We start from the raw sequence: 17,384 nt of genomic DNA on the forward strand, positions 1-17,384 counted from the left end.
AACGCTCTAAGCCAACAACTGGCTCAACACCGCACGCAACTTGCCCGGCTTGACCGGTTTATTCAGCAACGGTGCGTCCAGCCGACGCAACGCGCGGCGGCATTGGTCGGTGCGGTCGGCGGTAATGATCACCGCCGCAATCTTCTGCCCGAAATGCTCGCGCAGGTGCTTGACCACCTCACACCCGAGAACCCCATGGTCCAGATGGTAGTCCGCCAGGATCAACTCCGGCGCCCTGCCCTGCAACGCCAGCAATGCGCCCGCCTGGTCGGTGGCGGTGAGCACTTCGCAACCCCACTGCCCGAGTAACGCCTGCATGCTGTCGAGGATGCTCACTTCGTTGTCGATTACCAGTAGACGCCGACCCGGCAGCGGGTTGCCGGTGCTCGGTTGCACCGGCAGTTGGCTGATCGCCGGCGGCATCTCTGCGCCCAGGGGGACTTCGATGCTGAACATCGAACCGCGCCCCGGCCAGGACCGTACGGCCACCGGGTGGCCGAGGATTTCGGCGATACGCTCGACAATCGCCAACCCCAGCCCGACACCCTTGCGGTCCGCCGCACGGCCGACGTCGAGTTGGTTGAACTCGAGGAAGATCGACTCCAGCCGGTCAGCCGCAATCCCACGCCCGGTGTCCCATACCTCGATACACAGGCGGTCACCCCGGCGCCGTGCGCCGAGCAGAATGCACCCCTCATCGGTGTAGCGGCAGGCATTGCTCAGGAAGTTACGCAGGATGCGCGTCAGCAGGCGCAAGTCGGTACGGATCGCATAACGGCCGGTGTGCACCCGCAGGTTCAGCCCCGTCGCCTCGGCCACCGACTGAAACTCCGAAACCAGCGGCGCGAACAGTTCATCGAGCCGATACACGGCCAGGTCCGGCTTGACCGCCGCCTGGTCCAGTCGCGAGATATCCAGCAAGTCCGTGAGCAAATCCTCGGCGCCTTCCAGCGCCTGGTGCGCACGCTCCACCAGCACCTGCTCGACGCTGGGCAATTGCCGCTCGCGTAACGTGGCGATCAACAGGCGTGCGGCGTTCAGTGGTTGCAGCAAGTCATGGCTGGCGGCGGCGAGGTATTTGTCCTTGCTGCGGTTGGCGGCTTCGGCAGCGTCGCGAGCGTCGCGCAGGTCCTGTTCGATGCGCTCGCGTTGGGCGATCTGTTGTTGCAGGTTGAGGTTGGCTTCCAGCAGCTCATCGGTACGCGCGGCGACCCGTTGCTCCAGCTCGTCGTTGAGACGGATATAGCGTTTGCGCTCGGCCTCCAGTTCATCCAGCCGTGCGGTGAGCTCCGGGTAATGGCTTTTACGCGCCGACTGGTCGCCAAGGCCCAGCAACCCGGCGAGGGCACGCTGCTGGTCGTCAGAGAGCTTCGCCATAGACGACCTCGACATCGCGCTGGCTCGACTCCCGTGGGTTGGTGAGGATGCACGGGTCGTGCATCGCATGTTGTGACAGGAACGGAATGTCCGCCACTCGCACCCCATGCAGGCCCAGGGTTTCGTGGAAGCCTATCGCGTGTTTCAGCGCAATCAGATGGTCCACCAGCCGCCCGCAGATCTGCCGGTGGTTGAGGCCCCGGCAGTCGATGCCGAACGTCTCGGCGATCACCTGGAAACGCTCCGGTGCCGAGTTGTAGTTGAACGCCACCACATGCTCCACCAGCACCGCGTTACACAGGCCATGGGGCAGGTCGAGAAAGCCGCCCAGGCTGTGGGACATGGCATGTACCGCGCCGAGGATCGCATTGGAGAACGCCAGCCCGGCCTGCATGCTACCGAGCATGATTTTCTCGCGCAGGGCAATATCGCCGGGGTTGGCGATCATCTGCACCAGGTTGCCGTTGATCAGGCGCATCGCCTCCAGCGCGTGGGGGTCGGTGAGCGGGCCGTGGCCGGTGGAAACGAACGCTTCGATGGCGTGCACCAACGCGTCGATGCCGGTACAGGCCGACAGGAACGGGTCCATGCTGGCGGTGGTTTCCGGGTCGATCAGCGACACGTCCGGCACCACGGCCTTGCTGACGATGGAGAACTTCATGCGTTCCTGCTGATTGGAGATGATCACGAACTGCGAGACATCCGCCGAGGTGCCGGCGGTGGTCGGAATCAGGATCAGCGGCGGGCTGGGTACGCGAATCGTGTCCACGCCCTCGAAATCGAGGATGCTGCGGCCGTGGGCGACCACGATGCCGATGGCCTTGCCGCAGTCCATCGGGCTGCCGCCGCCGATGGCGACAATCACGTCACAGTGGTGTTCGCGGTACACCTCGGCGCCGAGCATCACTTCTTCGACGCGGGGGTTGGGCGAGACGGCGCTGTACAGGCAGTAGTCGATGCCAAGGGCTTGCAGGCTGGCTTCGACATCGGCCACCCAACCGGCGGCGATGACACCGGGGTCGCTTACCACCAGCACCTTGCGTGCGCCGAAGGTCTTGGCGTAGTTACCGACGTTGTGCCGGCAACCGGCACCGAAGATGATTTCAGGAGAGACGAATTTACGCAGCTGGCTCAGGGTCTGGCTCATTGGTAAGCCTGTTTTTATTATTTTGGAAGATGCGCTCCACACTAACCCATCCGGCTGCGATTGCAATCAGACCAAAGGGGCATCCTCCACACAGCACCGGCCAGCACAAGGCTGGCCGGGGTGGATCAACGGCTGGCGAAGTACATGGTCACTTCGAAGCCGATACGCAGGTCGGTAAACGCGGGTTTAGTCCACATGGGCATGTCCTCTTGTTGTGCCGGAAGATCCCGGTCAGGTCATTAATGCATGGGGGGATTGGGAGGCGAATGCTACTTTCGACGTAGCGGCCGCCGTGCATTAGTCGCGGATGCAGGGCGAGGCGGGGACGGCCCATTACGCTCTAACTGTGTTGCAGGCATTCAATGGAGCGATCCACCGTGGTCTTGGCTATTTCCAGCAGATGCCACACCGCCAAAATCTTCGCGCGTTCAGGGCTTGTCAGCAGTTCACCGCAATCGAGCGCGGTGGCCGAGGCGCTGTCGAGCAAACTGGCGGTGTAAAGCAGCGCATCTTCGAAGCTCAGGTCTTCGTTGACGGAGTGAACGCCCTGGGTGGGCAGGTAGTGGTCGATGGCGCGATTGAAGGCCGCGCGGTCTTTGGCGGGGTCAATGGGTGGATCGGGGATGACTTTATTCATGCTGTAACTCCTATTGAGCAAGGGAGCTACCGCCAACGCTGCTAAACGAGGGTGGCAGCTGTACGCGGGTTAGCAGACCGGTCAATAGGAAAACCAGCGCACCCGAAGGTGCCCCACGCACAGCCACCATAAAAGAAGCAGTGAACCGTGTACCTATTGAAGTCAGGCTGCTAAACCCGATCACTGATTTGTCAGTGACGGACCGCAGACTAGCCACCGATTCCAGCAGGCACAAGGCGGCAGGGATTGTCTAGGAAACGTCCTGCAATTTAAAGGGATGCGCCTTGCTGGCCCTTTACAAAGCATGACCAAATGCCACCAGCCCTGCCAATCAAACCTCGGCATGCGGCCCATGTGGGAGAGGTTTGCGCCCTCCCACATTGAACCGCATTGCCAGTTTGAGGCTTAGAAGAAACCCAGCGGATTGATGTCGTAGCTCACCAACAGGTTCTTGGTCTGCTGGTAGTGATCGAGCATCATCTTGTGGTTCTCACGGCCCACACCCGACTTCTTGTACCCGCCGAATGCCGCATGTGCCGGGTACAGGTGATAACAGTTGGTCCACACCCGCCCGGCCTTGATCGCACGGCCCATGCGGTAGGCGCGGTTGATGTCGCGGGTCCATAGGCCGGCGCCCAGGCCGAACTCGCTGTCGTTGGCGATCGCCAGCGCTTCGGCCTCGTCCTTGAAGGTGGTCACGCCCACCACGGGGCCGAAGATTTCCTCCTGGAACACGCGCATCTTGTTATGCCCCTTGAGCAAGGTCGGCTGGATGTAATAGCCGCTGGACAGGTCGCCCTCCAAACGCTCCGCCGCGCCGCCGGTAAGGAGCACGGCGCCTTCTTGCTGGGCGATTTCCAGGTAGGACAGGATCTTGTCGTATTGCTGCTGTGACGCCTGGGCGCCGACCATGGTCTCGGTGTCCAGTGGATTACCGCGCTTGATCCTGACGATTTTCTTCATCACCTCGGCCATGAACGGCTCGTAGATCGACTCCTGCACCAACGCCCGCGACGGGCAGGTACACACTTCGCCCTGGTTGAAGAACGCCAGCACCAACCCTTCGGCGGCCTTTTCAATAAAGGCCGGTTCGGCGCTCATGATGTCTTCAAAGAAGATGTTCGGCGACTTGCCGCCCAGCTCGACGGTGGACGGGATGATGTTCTCGGCGGCGGCATGCATGATGTGCGCGCCCACCGGGGTGGAACCGGTGAACGCGATCTTGGCGATGCGCTTGCTGGTGGCCAGCGCCTCCCCGGCTTCGCGACCAAAGCCTTGCACGATGTTGAGCACGCCGGGCGGCAGCAGGTCGCCGATCAGCTCGGCAAACAGCATGATCGAAAGCGGCGTCTGCTCGGCGGGCTTGAGCACGATGCAGTTACCGGCCGCCAACGCCGGGGCCAGTTTCCACGCGGCCATCAGCAGCGGGAAGTTCCACGGAATGATCTGCCCGACCACGCCCAGCGGCTCGTGGAAGTGATAGGCCGCGGTGTGCTCGTTGATCTCGGCCGCGCCGCCTTCCTGGGCACGGATGCAACCGGCAAAGTAACGGAAGTGGTCGGCGGCCAGGGGCACGTCGGCGTTGAGGGTTTCGCGCACGGCCTTACCGTTGTCCCAGGTTTCGGCCACGGCCAGTATTTCCAGGTGCTGCTCGATACGCTCGGCAATTTTCAGCAGCACCAGGGAACGGTCCTGGGCCGAGGTTTTGCCCCAGGCATCAGCGGCGGCATGGGCGGCGTCCAATGCCTTGTCGACATCGGCGGCGCTGGAGCGCGGGAATTCGGCGATCACTTCACCGGTGACCGGCGAGGTGTTGGTGAAGTAGTCACCTTTGAGCGGCGCGACAAACTCGCCGCCGATGTAATTACCGTAGCGCGGCTTGAACGTGACGATGGCGCCAGGGGTGCCAGGTTGTGCGTAGATCATGGTGAGGCCTCTGTCGGGGTCCGGGCCTGTCGGTCAACAGGCGATGAGCCGATGGTAGAGAGCCCTCGCCTCCGGGCGAATGCGCCGTTGGCAGGAGGGCCCTTGTCATTTGGTCGTAGAACTAGTGCTTGGCCACCAGTTCCTTGGGCAGCTTGAAGGTCCAGAGCATGCCGCCCTGGTTGAAATCCTTGACCCGCTTGGCCACCTCGCCACCCCACAGCGGCACCGCCCCGCCCCAGCCGGAGAGCACCGACACGTATTGCTCGCCGTCCATCTCCCAGGTCACGGGCGAGCCCAGTACGCCGGAGCCGGTCTGGAATTCCCAGACTTTCTCACCGGTCTTGGCGTTGAAGGCCTGCAGGAAGCCTTCCGGCGTACCGGTGAAAACCAGGTTGCCCTTGGTGGTGAGCACCCCGCCCCACAGCGGCGCGAAGTTCTTGTGGCGCCAGACTTCCTTGCCGGTTTTCGGGTCGATGGCGCGCAGCACGCCGATATAGTCTTCATTCAACGGCTTGATGGTGAAGCCCGCGCCGAGGAACGCCGCGCCTTTCTTGTAGGCGATGCCTTCGTTCCAGATGTCCATGCCCCACTCGTTGGACGGCACATAGAACAGCCCTGTGTCGCGGTTGTAGGCCATCGGCATCCAGTTCTTGGCCCCCAGGAACGCCGGGGCGACAAACACCGAGGTGCCCTTGGTTTCGCTGCCGGGGGCACCGGGACGGCTGGCTTCGTTATAGATCGGCCGCCCCTCCTTATCCAGGCCGCTGGCCCAGGTGATCTTGTCGACAAACGGGAAGCCGCGGATGAATTTGCCGTTGGTGCGGTCGAGCACGTAGAAGAAGCCATTGCGGTCGGCGGTGGCCGCCGCCTTGATTTCCTTGCCGCCTTCGCTGTAGTTGAAGGCGATCAACTCGTTCACGCCGTCAAAGTCCCAACCGTCGTGAGGCGTGCTCTGGAAGTGCCACTTGATGGTGCCGTCATCCGGGTTGAGGGCCAGGCGCGAGGAGGAATAGAGATTATCGCCAGGGCGCAGGTGGGAGTTCCACGGTGCCGGGTTGCCGGTGCCGAACAGCAGCAGATTGGTTTGCGGGTCGTAGTAGCCGCCCAGCCAGGGCGCGGCGCCGCCGGTCTTCCACAGGTCGCCGGGCCAGGTCTTGCCGGGCGCACCGCCGGAGATACCGTTTTCCACGGCCTTGCCGTCTTTGTACACATAGCCCATATGACCTTCGACCGTTGGCCGGGTCCACAGCAAGTCGCCGTTCTTCGGGTCATACGCTTCGATTTTGCCCACCACGCCGAACTCGCCACCGGCCACGCCGGTAATCAGCTTGCCGTTGACCACCAGGGGCGCGGCGCTGATGGAGTAGCCTTCTTTGTGGTCGGCGACCTTTTTACTCCACACCACTTTGCCGGTGTCTTTGTTCAGCGCGACGAGTTTGGCGTCGAGCGTGCCGAAGAACACCAGGTCGCCGTAAAGTGCCACGCCCCGGTTGATCACGTCACAGCAGGGGCGAATGTCATCGGGCAGGCGCGCGTCGTATTGCCAGAGTTTCTTGCCCGTGCGCGCGTCCACCGCGAACACCCTCGAGTAGGAGCCGGTGAGGTACATCACGCCGTCCTTGACCATCGGCTGCGCCTGCTGCCCACGCTGTTTCTCGCCACCAAAAGAAAAGGCCCAGGCCGGGCGCAGGTCTTTGACGTTGTCGACATTCAGCGTATCGAGCGGGCTGTAGCGCTGACCCTGGACCCCCAGGCCGTTGGTAACGATCTGGCCAGGGTTTTGCGGGTCCTGGAGGATGTCCTGATCGGTCACGCCGGCATGGGCCTGGCCGGATAACAGGATGGCACCGAGCAACACACTCAAGGCGAAGGGTTGGCGACGTGCGGGTTGGGTCATGACGGCTACCTCTGCGGTTTTTTTGTTATACCCGGGAAATTTTCCCGGTCTGGTACCGATTCTTGGGCGCGCAGGCCGTCGTCACAATTGACCGCTGTATCGAGATTGCTAGTTCCTTAGTAGCGGTGCCGGGATGTCCACCCGCTGCAGTTGCTCGCGCTCGTAACGTGGGTACAGGTGGCTGACGCTGCGGATCAGCTCGTAGCGGTTCAGGCTGATCGCGGCAAAGCGCTCGGGGATCGGGCTGCGGATCAGCTCGGCCATATCGCTGCCCTGTGCGGCGCCGTCGCGCAGCAACTGATCGAGCCAGGTCAAGTAGTCGCGCATTTGCTTGAGCGGCCGCGCATCGTCGGCGACCGGGCCGTGGCCGGGCACCAGCAGGGTCCAGGGCAAGGCTTGCAGACGGGCGATATCCGCCAGCCATGTGGCCAGCCCCGGGCTGTTGGGGGTGGTGAGCGCACGTTGGTAGAACACCAGGTCGCCGGCAAACAGCACGCCAGTCTTGCTGTCGAGGATCGCCAGGTCGGCGCCGGTATGCCCGGTGAAGGCCAGCAAGCGCAGATCATGGCTGCCAAAGCTCAGCACACCGGGTTCGAGCACTTGGGTGGGCAACACCACTTCGGTACCGCGCATCCGGTCGCCGACCAGGCGGTAGAGGTTTTCGGCCATGCCATCGCCCTGCTCGTGAAGCAAGCGCGTGGTGTCGGCCAGGGCGCCGATGGGCACCGTTTTGAACGCCTGGTTGCCCAGCGCGTGGTCGGGATGATGATGGGTCAGCAGCACTTGGATCACCGGCTTGGCGGTGACGCCGGCAATCGCCTGGCGCATCGCTTCGCCGTAGCGCCTGGACGGCCCCGTGTCGATCACCACCACACCCGCTTCGGTCACGATGAACCCGGTGTTGACGATGTTGCCGCCATTGGCCTTGTTGAAGTTGTCGGTGCTGCCCTCCAGCAGCCAGGTGTCGTCGGCAATCAGCCGGGGCTTGAGGTCGTAGTCGAGGCCGGCCAATGCAGGCAGGCTCAGGCAGAACAACAGTATCCAGCGCATACCGCGCTCCTCTGGGTCAGGGAATGGCGGCGTCGATCTGGTTGCCGCTGGTGTCGCGCAGCAGCAGGCGCGTCTGCCCGCGCCTTTCGATGTCAAAGGCCAGGTTGGGGTTTTCGCTGACCGCCGCAAACAGTTCAAGCTCAGCCAACACCCGGCCCTGCTCATCGCGCAATTGGGCGTGGTTGAGGTAAAACTCGGGGATACCGCTGACCAGGCCATTGTCCATCGGGTGCGCCACCTGCACGCGCAAGCGGCTGAACTCACCGCGCGGGTAACGCCCGCCCAGCACCTCGCCGATATGCTCTTCCCAGCCCGCCTGGGTGCGCACCACACTGGGCGCGGTGCAACCGCCACCGGCCGCGTCGATCAGGGTCGAGCCGACGTGCCACACGCCGTCATCGGTGAGCACCGCCGCGCGCAGCGGCGTGGCCTGTTCGACGCGGATACGGATCGACAGCCACGGCAATACGCCGGCCTTGGGTTGGAAGTCGACGATTTTCGGCAGCGGGTTGAGTTCGGCCCAAACGAGGATTTTCACCACGTGGCCGTTGAAGGCGCGGGCGTCGATCTCCAGCGGCACCTGCCGCGCATCTTCGGCAAATGGCGGCGCCAGCAGCTTGACCCGCTCGTCGAACACGAACGGCGCATCGCCCAAAAACTGCTTCTGATAAAACGCCCACATCACCGACGGCACCGGATCAACCTCAGCAGCGTGAGCCGCGAGCGGCAGCCAGCAAGCCAACATCAGCCCCAGGCGCCAGCTCATTGGTACATCTCGGGCACTTCATAGCGCAGGCCGTAATGGCTGTAGATGGCTTGCAGCGAGCCGTCGCGGATCAGGCCTTCCAACGCCTCTTCCACGGCGTAGGCCAACTGGCGGTTGCTTTCATGCACCGCCATGCCGATCTCCCAGCGTTGTTTGCCCATATTGGGGTAGGCGTTTTCGGCCAGGGCCAGTTGCGGGTCGTGGGCCTCATGCACCTGCCAGTCGACTTCACCGCGCATGGCCATCACGGCGTCGACCTTCCCGGCTTTCATCGCCGCAAAGGCCTGGGGCACGCCAGGGTAATGATGGGTCTTGCCGGCGAGCATGCCATTGAACACCGACGTGAGGTAAAACGACGGCACGCTGTCGACTTCGACGCCGATAGGGTGCCGTTCGAATACCGCCACACTGGCGACGCTGTCCAGGCGCCGACGATCATAGGCAACCTGCCATTGTTCGTTCTGGTAAGGCCCGAACATCACCACCTGGCCGTTTTCCAGTTCGCCCTGGTCGTTGCGCCTCTGCGCGTAGTCGTGGTCGTAGGGCGCGCGGAGCATCAGGTCAGCCAATTGATGATGGTGCAACGGGCTGCCGCGCCAGATGTAATCGCGCAGGTCGTCGTCGAGCTTTTCCCCGGCGGGCATCCAGATCAGCGTCAACCGCACGCCCAGGGCCTTGGCCAGCGCCTGCGCGAGCTCCACATCGACCCCGCGCGACGTAGCATCCTGCTTAAAGCTGTAAGGGGCGAAGTCCTGGTACACCGCCACTTTCAACTCGCCGGCGGCGATCATCTGGTCATAGCTGCGCACCTGCGCCTGGGCGATCTGGCCGCACAGCAACAACAGGCCCAGCACCGCTGCGAGCAGGCGCATGGCTTACTCCTCGACGCGCACGGAGTCCAGGTAAGTGCGCACCGCCCACAACGCCTCCTGGCTCAAATAGTCCGCCATTTTCGGCATGTAGACCCGGCCGTCGCGTACCGCGCCATGGCGCACGCGCTCGACAAACCACTCATCCCCCGCCTCTCCCGCATCGAGCATGCGCAGGTCGGGGGCGATGCCTCCGGACTTGGCTTCCAGCCCATGGCACGCGGCGCAGTTCTGGTTGTAGGCGGACGCGCCGATCTCCACCGCTTTATCGTGTTCCGGGGAGGTGCGATAGGGGTTCACGGCAGCCCAACCGTCAGCGTCGACTGCCACACCGGCATCCTTGATCGACGTCAGGCCTTTGGTCTCCACCGCTTGCGGAACCACGTTGCCATGGGCCAACGCGGAACCGGCCCCGATCACACCCACCAACAGCCCGGCCACGAGCAAGGCATTGCGTTTTGTTGTCATTATTTTTGCCCTCAGGGTTGCACGCAAAACCTCATTGTTCGAGGTTATGGCAGGCATCTTAGAAACCCTGGGCCACGGGCCGTATGCTGCTTTGGTGGCCGCGCCCTCCTCCCTTGGTAGTAGGGCTTGCGAGGCACACCTGAAACAGCGGCGCCGCGGGAAGTCTTCCCGGCCTCAGCGGGACTTTTTCCGTAGCCGTCCGCCAAAGTGGTCTGGAACAAGACGCTCGGCGACCACGCCGCCGGCTGCACCATGACCGGAGCACCGGTGCTGATCAAAGAACAGCAAGGACCAGGACGGCAACGTCATCAAGGCCACCGGCCACGCATCCAGCCCGTCCGGCTCCGTCACCGGTAATGCCGCGCCCCGCGCAATGAGTTACTACCTTGGTACTGGCTCAGCGGTACTTTCTGCATATTTGCACGGGGCATGGGCCTTTCTATGCTGGCGCTACCTGTCATGGAGTGCCTTATGCGCCCGCTCGCCCCCTATGCCCTGATCTGCCTGCTGGCGATGGTGTGTGCCCCTGGCAGCCAGGCCGCCGAGGCACCGTTGCCGGTGCAAATCGGTTACCTGGGGTATCGCCCCGACCCGGGGCCGTTGCTGTCCAATGTCATCGGCGAACCCGCCGATGCCGGGCAGCGCGGCGCCGAATTGGCGATCATCGACAGCAACAGCACCGGGGCCTTTCTCAACCAGCGCTACAGCCTTACAAGCGCCACGGTCGACACGCCCGAGGCCTTGCTCGCCGCCGCCACGGCCCAGCATGAACAGGGCCTGCGCCTGTTTGTAGTCAACGCCCCCGCTGCCAGCCTGCGCCAACTCAGCGCCGCATTGCCCGACAGCCTGCTGTTCAACGCCGGCAGTGCCGACGACAGCCTGCGCAGCACCGATTGCCTGGGCAACGTGCTGCACAGCCTGGCGAGCCGCGCGATGCTGGCCGATGCGCTGATGCAGTTTCTGGTGGTGCGCAAATGGCAGCGGGCCCTGCTGATCGTCGGCCCCACCGAGGATGACCAAGCGTATGCCAGCGCCCTGCGCCGCGCCGCCAAGCGTTTCGGCGTGCGCTGGGTGGCGGAAAAGGCCTGGCGTTTCGATAACGATCAGCGCCGCAGCGCCCAGGCCGATATGCCGCTGTTCACCCAGGCCGATGACTATGACGTGGTGCTGGTGGCCGATGAGCGCGGCGACTTCGGCGAATACGTGCCCTACCAGACGTGGTACCCACGCCCGGTGGCCGGCACCCAGGGCCTGACACCCACCGGCTGGCACAAGACCGTGGAAACCTACGGCGCCGCCCAGTTGCAAAAACGTTTCGAGGCCCTGGCCGGACGCTGGATGAACGACCGCGACTTCGCCGCCTGGATGGCCGTGCGCAGCGTCGCCAGCGCCGTCAGCAAGCTGCGCCAGGCCGACCCCATGGCGATCCGCCAACTGGCGCTGGGCGAGCAGTTGCCGCTGGATGGCTTCAAGGGTCGCAAGCTCAGTTATCGCCCCTGGAACGGCCAATTGCGCCAGCCGATCCCCATCGTGCAACCGCGCGCACTGGTCAGCACCTCGCCCCAGGAAGGCTTCCTGCACCCCTTCAACGAAATGGACAGCCTGGGCTATGACAAGCCCGAGGTGACCTGCCGCTACCCCTGAACGCTTAAAACAATAAGGAATCCGCCATGCGCCGCACCCTGCTTTCATGCGCCCTGCTGCTTGCCGCCGGGCACGCCGTGGCCAGCACCGCCTGGGTCTCCAACGAGAAAGACAACAGCCTGAGCCTGATCGACATGCAGACCCTGCAAGTCACCGACACCCTCAAGGTCGGCCAGCGTCCACGCGGCCTGCTGCTGTCCCATGACAATAAGCTGCTGTATATCTGCGCCAGCGACTCGGACCGGGTGCAAGTGATGGACGTGGCCACCCGCAAGATCATCAAGGAACTGCCCTCCGGCAAAGACCCCGAGCAATTCGCCCTGCACCCCAATAACCGCTGGCTGTACGTATCCAACGAAGACGACGCGCTGGTCACGGTGATCGACACCGAAACCGCCAAGGTCCTCGGCCAGATCAACGTCGGCGTCGAGCCCGAAGGCATGGCGGTCAGCCCCGATGGCAAGTGGGCGGTCAACACCAGCGAAACCACGAACATGCTGCATTGGATCGACACCAGCACCCAGACCCTGGCCGACAGTACCCTGGTGGACCAGCGCCCGCGCTTCGTCGAGTTCAGCCACGATGGTGCGCAACTCTGGGCCTCGGCGGAAATCGGCGGCACCGTGACGATTCTCGACGTGGCCAGTCGCGCGGTCCTCAAGACCCTGACCTTCAAGATCAAGGGCGTGCACCCGGACAAAGTGCAACCGGTGGGCATCAAGCTCAGTGCCGATGGCAAGTACGCTTTTGTCGCGCTGGGCCCGGCCAACCATGTGGCGGTGATTGACGCCAAGACCTTCGAGATCCTTGACTACCTGGTGGTCGGCCGCCGCGTCTGGCAGTTGGCATTCACGCCTGATGAGAAACAGTTGCTGGCCACCAACGGTGTGAGCGGCGATGTGTCGGTCATCGACGTGGACAGCCTCAAGGTCGTCAAGTCGATCAAGGTCGGGCGCTACCCATGGGGTGTGGTGGTGACACCATGAACGCGCTGGACGTAAGCCGGATCAGCTTCGCCTATGGCGCCCGGCAGGCGTTGCAGGAGGTGAGTTTCAGCCTGGCGCCGGGGCACTTTGCGGCGTTGCTCGGGCCGAACGGGGCCGGCAAGTCGACGTTGATCGCCCTCCTCACCCGCTTGTACGACTTGCAGGCCGGCGCGATCCGGGTAGGCGGGCATTGCCTGGTACAAACCCCGCGCGCGGCGTTGCAGCAACTGGGGGTGGTGTTCCAGCAAAGCACCCTGGATCTGGATTTGAGCGTGGAGCAGAACCTGCGTTATCACGCCGCGTTGCATGGCCTGTCCCGTCGCGAGGCGGCCGCACGGGTTGACGCCGAGCTGGCCCGCCAGGCCCTGGGCGAACGGCGTCGGGAACGGGTACGCGAACTCAATGGCGGCCACCGGCGTCGCGTGGAAATCGCCCGGGCGCTGCTGCACGGGCCACGCCTGCTGCTGTTGGACGAATCCAGCGTGGGCCTCGACCCGGCCAGCCGCCTGGCGCTCAACCAGCACGTGCGCAGCCTGTGCCTGGAGCAGGGCATCAGCGTGTTGTGGACCACCCATCTGCTTGATGAAGTGCGCGCCGAGGATGCGCTGCTGATCCTGCACCAGGGTCGGCTGGTGGCCAGCGGGCAGGTCGACGCGTTGCTGGTGGAACAAGGCGGCGACCTGGGCGGCCTGTTCGCCCGCCTGACGCGCCCCACCCCGCTGGGAGTTTCGGCATGAACGCTTACTGGCAGTGTCTGCGCGGCATCGTGCTACGTGAATGGCTGCGCTTTGTGCTGCAACGCACGCGGTTTCTCAGCGCCCTGGTACGCCCGCTGCTGTGGCTGCTGGTGTTTGCCGCCGGCTTCCGCGCCGCCCTGGGTATTTCGGTGATCGAACCCTACGACACCTACATCCCCTACGAGGTGTACATCATTCCAGGGCTGGCCTGCATGATCTTGCTGTTCAACGGCATGCAGGGATCGTTGTCGATGGTGTACGACCGCGAGATGGGCAGCATGCGTGTGCTGCTCACCAGCCCGTTGCCGCGCACGTTTTTGTTGTGCAGCAAGCTGGTGGCGACCGCGCTGATTTCGCTGCTGCAGGTGTATGGGTTCCTGGCGATTGCCTGGGTCTACGGCGTGCAGCCCCCGGCCATGGGCCTGTTGCTGGCCTTGCCGGCATTGCTGCTGGTGGCTTTGATGCTGAGCGCCCTGGGCCTGTTGCTGTCGAATGCGATCCGCCAGTTGGAGAACTTCGCCGGGGTGATGAATTTTGTGATTTTCCCGTTGTTCTTCCTGTCGTCGGCACTGTATCCGCTGTGGAAGATGCGCGACTCCAGCGAGTGGCTGTACTGGCTGTGCGCAGTCAACCCGTTCACCCATGCGGTGGAACTGGTGCGTTTTGCGCTGTACGAACGCTTCGCCGGCCAGGCCCTGGCGGTGTGCCTGGGGTTGACCCTGGTGTTCGCGCTGCTGGCGGTGCTGACGTTCAACCCTCAACATGCGGCGCTGCGCAAGAAAGGCTGAAACGCTTGAAACCAGTACTTTGGTACTGGTTTTCATGTCTATCGTCGCATTCCCAAGGGCGTGGGACTGGCGTGTAATGGCGGCATAACGATAAGGATTACCCTGCCATGCTGCCCGCTCGACTGCCCCTGTTGGCCCTGTTGTGCCTGTTTGTCGCCCATGCCCAGGGCGACACGCCGCTGTTTTCGGCCGAGGGTATGCGCATCGGCCTGTATCGCAGCCCTACTCCCGAGCAGGTGAGCGGCGCAACGACTCTCGACACGCCCGCCCTGCAAGCCCTGCTCACCCGGACGCCACCACCGGTATTGATCGATGTTTACCGCCGCCAATGGCTGCACGGCCGCTTCATCGAAGACCAGCCCCACGCCAACCTGCCCGGCAGCCACTGGCTGGCCAATACCGGCGACGGCGACCTCACGCCTGAGTGGCAGGGGTACTTCGCCCGCCACTTGTACCACTACACCGGCGGCGACCTGACACGGCCGCTGGTGTTCTATTGCCGCTCCGATTGCTGGTTGAGTTGGAACGCGGTAAAACGAGCCGCCAACCTGGGCTATACCTCTGTGTACTGGTATCGCGACGGCCTGGACGCGTGGGAGGCGGCAAAGCTGCCGGTGGCAACGGCACAACCAGAACCCTTCCAATAATCAGAATAAAAAGGTGAACGGCCATGTACAAAATCCTGATTGCCGACGATCACCCGTTGTTTCGCGAGGCGATTCATAACGTCATCAGCGATGGCTTCCCCGGCAGCGACATCATGGAAACCGCCGACCTGGACAGCGCTCTCGCCCTGACCCAGGACCACGACGACCTTGATCTGATCCTGCTGGACCTGAACATGCCCGGCATGCATGGCCTCAACGGCCTGATCAACCTGCGCAACGAGTCGCCGACCATCCCGGTGGTGATTGTCTCGGCCGAACAGGACAAGCAGATCGTGCTGCAAGCCATCACCTATGGTGCGGTGGGTTTCATCACCAAGTCCTCACCGCGCCAGCAAATGACCGAGGCGATCCGGCAGATCCTCAACGGCAACGTGTACCTGCCGCCGGACATCATTCGCACCCAGAAAAACACCGGGCAACGGCGCATGCACGATAACCCGAGCTTTGCCCCGGAACTGCTGCAGGCGCTGACGCGCAAGCAATTGCTGGTGCTGGAACGCATGACCAAGGGGGAGTCGAACAAGCAGATCGCCTATACCCTGGAGATTGCCGAGACCACGGTGAAGGCCCATGTATCGGCCATTTTGCGCAAGCTGAATGTGCATAACCGTGTGCAAGCGATCCTCAGTGCCGGGGACATTGATTTCGGCTCATACCTGCGCCGTTGACCTCACCCCACGCAAGGCGGCAAGCCCCATTTCTGGTAGGAGCAAGCTTGCTCCTACAGACGGCGGGCCGGGCCGAGCAGGTGGCTCATGGCGGTCTTGAGTTTCATGGGTCGCACAGGCTTGTGCATCAACGTATACCCCAGCTCACGGATCTGCTGCTTCAACTCATTGCTGTAGTTGGCGGTGATCATCATGGCCGGGATTGCACTGCCGCGCCGGGCGTTGATGCGGGCCACGGCGTCCACCCCGTTCTGATCGTCGTCGAGGTGGTAGTCGGCGATCAACAGGTCGGCCTCGGCATGGTAGTTATCCACCTGCCGCGCCAGGTCCTGCTCCGACAACGCAGTGATGACCCGGCAGCCCCACCCTTCCAGCAACGTGCGCATACCGGCGCAGATTGCCGCGTCGTTATCCAGTACCCATACCCGTGCGCCTGGCAGGCGTTCCAGCAACGGTTCGCTCATAGAAGCCAACGGCAGTGGCTTGGGCGCGGTGGCGCTGAGCGGAACCTCCACCGAAAACATCGAGCCCTTGCCCGGCCAGGACCTGACGCTGATGCGGTGGCCGAGTATCCCGGCGATTTTTTCCACGATCGCCAGCCCCAGGCCCAACCCCCGATCCTGGTCCGGGCGCTGTACATCGCCACGCTTGAACTCCTGGAAAATCTCCTCCAGGCGCTCCTCGGCAATGCCCATGCCGCTGTCCCACACCTGGATCGATAAGCGTTGATGGTGGCGCCGACAGCCGAGCACCACGCGCCCTTTATAGGTGTAGCGAAGTGCGTTGCTCAGCAGGTTGCGCAGAATCCGCGCGAGCAGCTGGATGTCACTGCGCACCAGCGCCGAGCAGCCGATAAAGTGCAGCGCCAGCCCTTCGGCGCGGGCCAGTTGGGTGTACTCGGCGGCCAGGTTGTCCAGCAGTTCGCTGAGGGCAAAAGGTGCGATATCCGCCTTGATCACCCCGGCATCCAGCTTGGAAATATCCACCAAGGTACCCAGCAGGTTTTCCACGTCTTCCAGGGAGTTGCTCACGTTGCGCACCAGGGTTTCGCAGGGACGCTCCAGCAACGCGCTGGTAAAGAGCCGGGCGGCATTCAGCGGCTGCAACAGGTCATGGCTGACGGCGGCGAGGAATTTGGTTTTCGACAGATTGGCCCGTTCGGCCTCCAGCTTGGCGTCGCGCAAGCGGGTCTCCATCCGGCGACGCTCATCGATCTCCTTCAACAGCTGGTCGTTGAGCGCGGTGAGTTCCGAGGTGCGCTGGGCCACGCGCTGCTCCAGATGTTGATAGGCCTGGTGCAAAGCTTCGGCCGTGCGGCGGCGCTCGGTGATGTCGCGGATCAGCACGAAAATCCCCACCACTTCGCCAGTGGCCAACACGTTCGGCACATAGGAACGCAGCATGTAGCGCTCCTGGTTGTTGATGTTGGTCTCGGCAAATTCGAAGGTCACGCTCTCCCCGGCCAGGGCGCGTGCGACATAGGCGTCCAGGCGCTGACAGTGCTGCTCGCTGTGCACTTCGCGCAGGCTTTGCCCGAGCATCATGCCGCGCGGCCAGCAGTACCACTCTTCATACACTTTGTTGGTGAATTCGTAGACCAGGTCGGCATTCAGGTAACCGATCAGGGCAGGCACGTTGTCGGTGATCAGGCGAATCCAGCGCTCGCTTTCCTGAGCCTTCTGCGCCGCCACCTGTTCGCCGCGCAGGGTTTCGGCGCGCAGCCGGGCGTTGATCAGCAGATGGTTGCTGGCCTTGA

At 63.2% G+C, this 17,384-nt stretch carries 16 protein-coding genes and 1 pseudogene; 6 read left to right on the forward strand and 11 right to left on the reverse strand.

Going from position 1 to position 17,384, the window contains the following annotated elements:
• Positions 1–6: 6 nt before the first annotated feature.
• The 10 genes from M5B97_RS14565 to pedF form a co-directional block, all read right to left on the reverse strand.
• Positions 7–1,377, reverse strand: coding sequence for a hybrid sensor histidine kinase/response regulator (locus M5B97_RS14565; protein ID WP_248731842.1), 1,371 nt, complete (start codon positions 1,375–1,377; stop codon positions 7–9).
• A complete protein-coding gene (gene ercA / locus M5B97_RS14570) occupies positions 1,361–2,524 on the reverse strand; it encodes an alcohol dehydrogenase-like regulatory protein ErcA (RefSeq protein WP_123717905.1) in 1,164 nt (387 codons plus the stop codon). The genes M5B97_RS14565 and ercA overlap by 17 nt, the downstream gene beginning before the upstream one ends.
• A 125-nt stretch (positions 2,525–2,649) precedes the next feature.
• Positions 2,650–2,721: a pyrroloquinoline quinone precursor peptide PqqA gene (pqqA, locus tag M5B97_RS14575; protein ID WP_010209364.1), complete on the reverse strand. Its 72-nt coding sequence runs from the start codon at positions 2,719–2,721 to the stop codon at positions 2,650–2,652.
• Between the two features lie 143 nt (positions 2,722–2,864).
• A complete protein-coding gene (locus M5B97_RS14580) occupies positions 2,865–3,161 on the reverse strand; it encodes a hypothetical protein (RefSeq protein WP_248731843.1) in 297 nt (98 codons plus the stop codon).
• Positions 3,162–3,566: 405 nt separating this feature from the next.
• Entirely contained in the window at positions 3,567–5,087 is a 1,521-nt protein-coding gene (locus M5B97_RS14585; RefSeq protein ID WP_248731844.1) for an aldehyde dehydrogenase family protein, read from the reverse strand.
• 121 nt (positions 5,088–5,208) lie between these two features.
• Positions 5,209–6,984: a PQQ-dependent methanol/ethanol family dehydrogenase gene (locus M5B97_RS14590; RefSeq protein ID WP_248731845.1), complete on the reverse strand. Its 1,776-nt coding sequence runs from the start codon at positions 6,982–6,984 to the stop codon at positions 5,209–5,211.
• Positions 6,985–7,092: 108 nt separating this feature from the next.
• On the reverse strand, positions 7,093–8,034 hold the full coding sequence (locus M5B97_RS14595) for a quinoprotein relay system zinc metallohydrolase 1 (protein ID WP_248731846.1): 942 nt from the start codon (positions 8,032–8,034) through the stop codon (positions 7,093–7,095).
• 16 nt (positions 8,035–8,050) lie between these two features.
• Complete coding sequence (locus M5B97_RS14600) at positions 8,051–8,800, reverse strand: quinoprotein dehydrogenase-associated SoxYZ-like carrier (protein WP_248731847.1); 750 nt, start codon at positions 8,798–8,800, stop codon at positions 8,051–8,053.
• Positions 8,797–9,672, reverse strand: coding sequence for a transporter substrate-binding domain-containing protein (locus tag M5B97_RS14605; RefSeq protein WP_248731848.1), 876 nt, complete (start codon positions 9,670–9,672; stop codon positions 8,797–8,799). The genes M5B97_RS14600 and M5B97_RS14605 overlap by 4 nt, the downstream gene beginning before the upstream one ends.
• A 3-nt stretch (positions 9,673–9,675) precedes the next feature.
• Positions 9,676–10,137 carry a cytochrome c-550 PedF gene (gene pedF, locus M5B97_RS14610; RefSeq protein WP_134657846.1) on the reverse strand — a complete coding sequence of 154 codons (462 nt, stop codon included), beginning with the start codon at positions 10,135–10,137 and terminating at the stop codon, positions 9,676–9,678.
• A gap of 471 nt (positions 10,138–10,608) precedes the next feature.
• On the opposite strand from pedF, the gene M5B97_RS14615 reads away from it, so the two are divergent.
• The 6 genes from M5B97_RS14615 (at position 10,609) to M5B97_RS14640 (ending at position 15,628) form a co-directional block, all read left to right on the forward strand.
• Positions 10,609–11,781, forward strand: a complete 1,173-nt coding sequence (locus M5B97_RS14615) for an ABC transporter substrate-binding protein (protein WP_248731849.1) — start codon at positions 10,609–10,611, stop codon at positions 11,779–11,781.
• Positions 11,782–11,807: 26 nt separating this feature from the next.
• A complete protein-coding gene (locus tag M5B97_RS14620; protein WP_248731850.1) occupies positions 11,808–12,767 on the forward strand; it encodes a YVTN family beta-propeller repeat protein in 960 nt (319 codons plus the stop codon).
• Complete coding sequence (locus M5B97_RS14625) at positions 12,764–13,504, forward strand: ABC transporter ATP-binding protein (RefSeq protein ID WP_248731851.1); 741 nt, start codon at positions 12,764–12,766, stop codon at positions 13,502–13,504. The genes M5B97_RS14620 and M5B97_RS14625 overlap by 4 nt, the downstream gene beginning before the upstream one ends.
• The gene (locus M5B97_RS14630) at positions 13,501–14,292 is read left to right on the forward strand and encodes an ABC transporter permease (protein ID WP_123717916.1); all 792 of its coding nucleotides are present in this window, start codon (positions 13,501–13,503) and stop codon (positions 14,290–14,292) included. Before M5B97_RS14625 ends, M5B97_RS14630 begins: the two co-directional genes overlap by 4 nt.
• A 107-nt stretch (positions 14,293–14,399) precedes the next feature.
• Complete coding sequence (locus M5B97_RS14635) at positions 14,400–14,939, forward strand: PQQ-dependent catabolism-associated CXXCW motif protein (RefSeq protein WP_248731852.1); 540 nt, start codon at positions 14,400–14,402, stop codon at positions 14,937–14,939.
• A 23-nt stretch (positions 14,940–14,962) separates the two neighbouring features.
• A complete protein-coding gene (locus M5B97_RS14640) occupies positions 14,963–15,628 on the forward strand; it encodes a response regulator transcription factor (RefSeq protein WP_134657852.1) in 666 nt (221 codons plus the stop codon).
• A gap of 53 nt (positions 15,629–15,681) precedes the next feature.
• Here the strand turns inward: M5B97_RS14640 and M5B97_RS14645 are convergent.
• Positions 15,682–17,295 (reverse strand): annotated as a pseudogene (locus M5B97_RS14645) (PAS domain-containing hybrid sensor histidine kinase/response regulator); the annotation flags it as partial.
• Positions 17,296–17,384: the final 89 nt, after the last annotated feature.

Source organism: Pseudomonas sp. MWU13-2517 (assembly GCF_023242545.1).
Classification (GTDB): Bacteria; Pseudomonadota; Gammaproteobacteria; order Pseudomonadales; family Pseudomonadaceae; genus Aquipseudomonas.

Coding starts and splice junctions, on each gene's coding strand:
- M5B97_RS14595 (WP_248731846.1), bottom strand. CDS start 8,034: ATGCGCTGGATACTGTTGTTCTGCCTGAGCCTGCCTGCATTGGCCGGC.
- M5B97_RS14585 (WP_248731844.1), bottom strand. CDS start 5,087: ATGATCTACGCACAACCTGGCACCCCTGGCGCCATCGTCACGTTCAAG.
- M5B97_RS14590 (WP_248731845.1), bottom strand. CDS start 6,984: ATGACCCAACCCGCACGTCGCCAACCCTTCGCCTTGAGTGTGTTGCTC.
- pedF (WP_134657846.1), bottom strand. CDS start 10,137: ATGACAACAAAACGCAATGCCTTGCTCGTGGCCGGGCTGTTGGTGGGT.
- M5B97_RS14565 (WP_248731842.1), bottom strand. CDS start 1,377: ATGGCGAAGCTCTCTGACGACCAGCAGCGTGCCCTCGCCGGGTTGCTG.
- M5B97_RS14605 (WP_248731848.1), bottom strand. CDS start 9,672: ATGCGCCTGCTCGCAGCGGTGCTGGGCCTGTTGTTGCTGTGCGGCCAG.
- M5B97_RS14635 (WP_248731852.1), top strand. CDS start 14,400: ATGCTGCCCGCTCGACTGCCCCTGTTGGCCCTGTTGTGCCTGTTTGTC.
- M5B97_RS14580 (WP_248731843.1), bottom strand. CDS start 3,161: ATGAATAAAGTCATCCCCGATCCACCCATTGACCCCGCCAAAGACCGC.
- M5B97_RS14600 (WP_248731847.1), bottom strand. CDS start 8,800: ATGAGCTGGCGCCTGGGGCTGATGTTGGCTTGCTGGCTGCCGCTCGCG.
- M5B97_RS14615 (WP_248731849.1), top strand. CDS start 10,609: ATGCGCCCGCTCGCCCCCTATGCCCTGATCTGCCTGCTGGCGATGGTG.
- M5B97_RS14640 (WP_134657852.1), top strand. CDS start 14,963: ATGTACAAAATCCTGATTGCCGACGATCACCCGTTGTTTCGCGAGGCG.
- M5B97_RS14620 (WP_248731850.1), top strand. CDS start 11,808: ATGCGCCGCACCCTGCTTTCATGCGCCCTGCTGCTTGCCGCCGGGCAC.
- ercA (WP_123717905.1), bottom strand. CDS start 2,524: ATGAGCCAGACCCTGAGCCAGCTGCGTAAATTCGTCTCTCCTGAAATC.
- M5B97_RS14625 (WP_248731851.1), top strand. CDS start 12,764: ATGAACGCGCTGGACGTAAGCCGGATCAGCTTCGCCTATGGCGCCCGG.
- M5B97_RS14630 (WP_123717916.1), top strand. CDS start 13,501: ATGAACGCTTACTGGCAGTGTCTGCGCGGCATCGTGCTACGTGAATGG.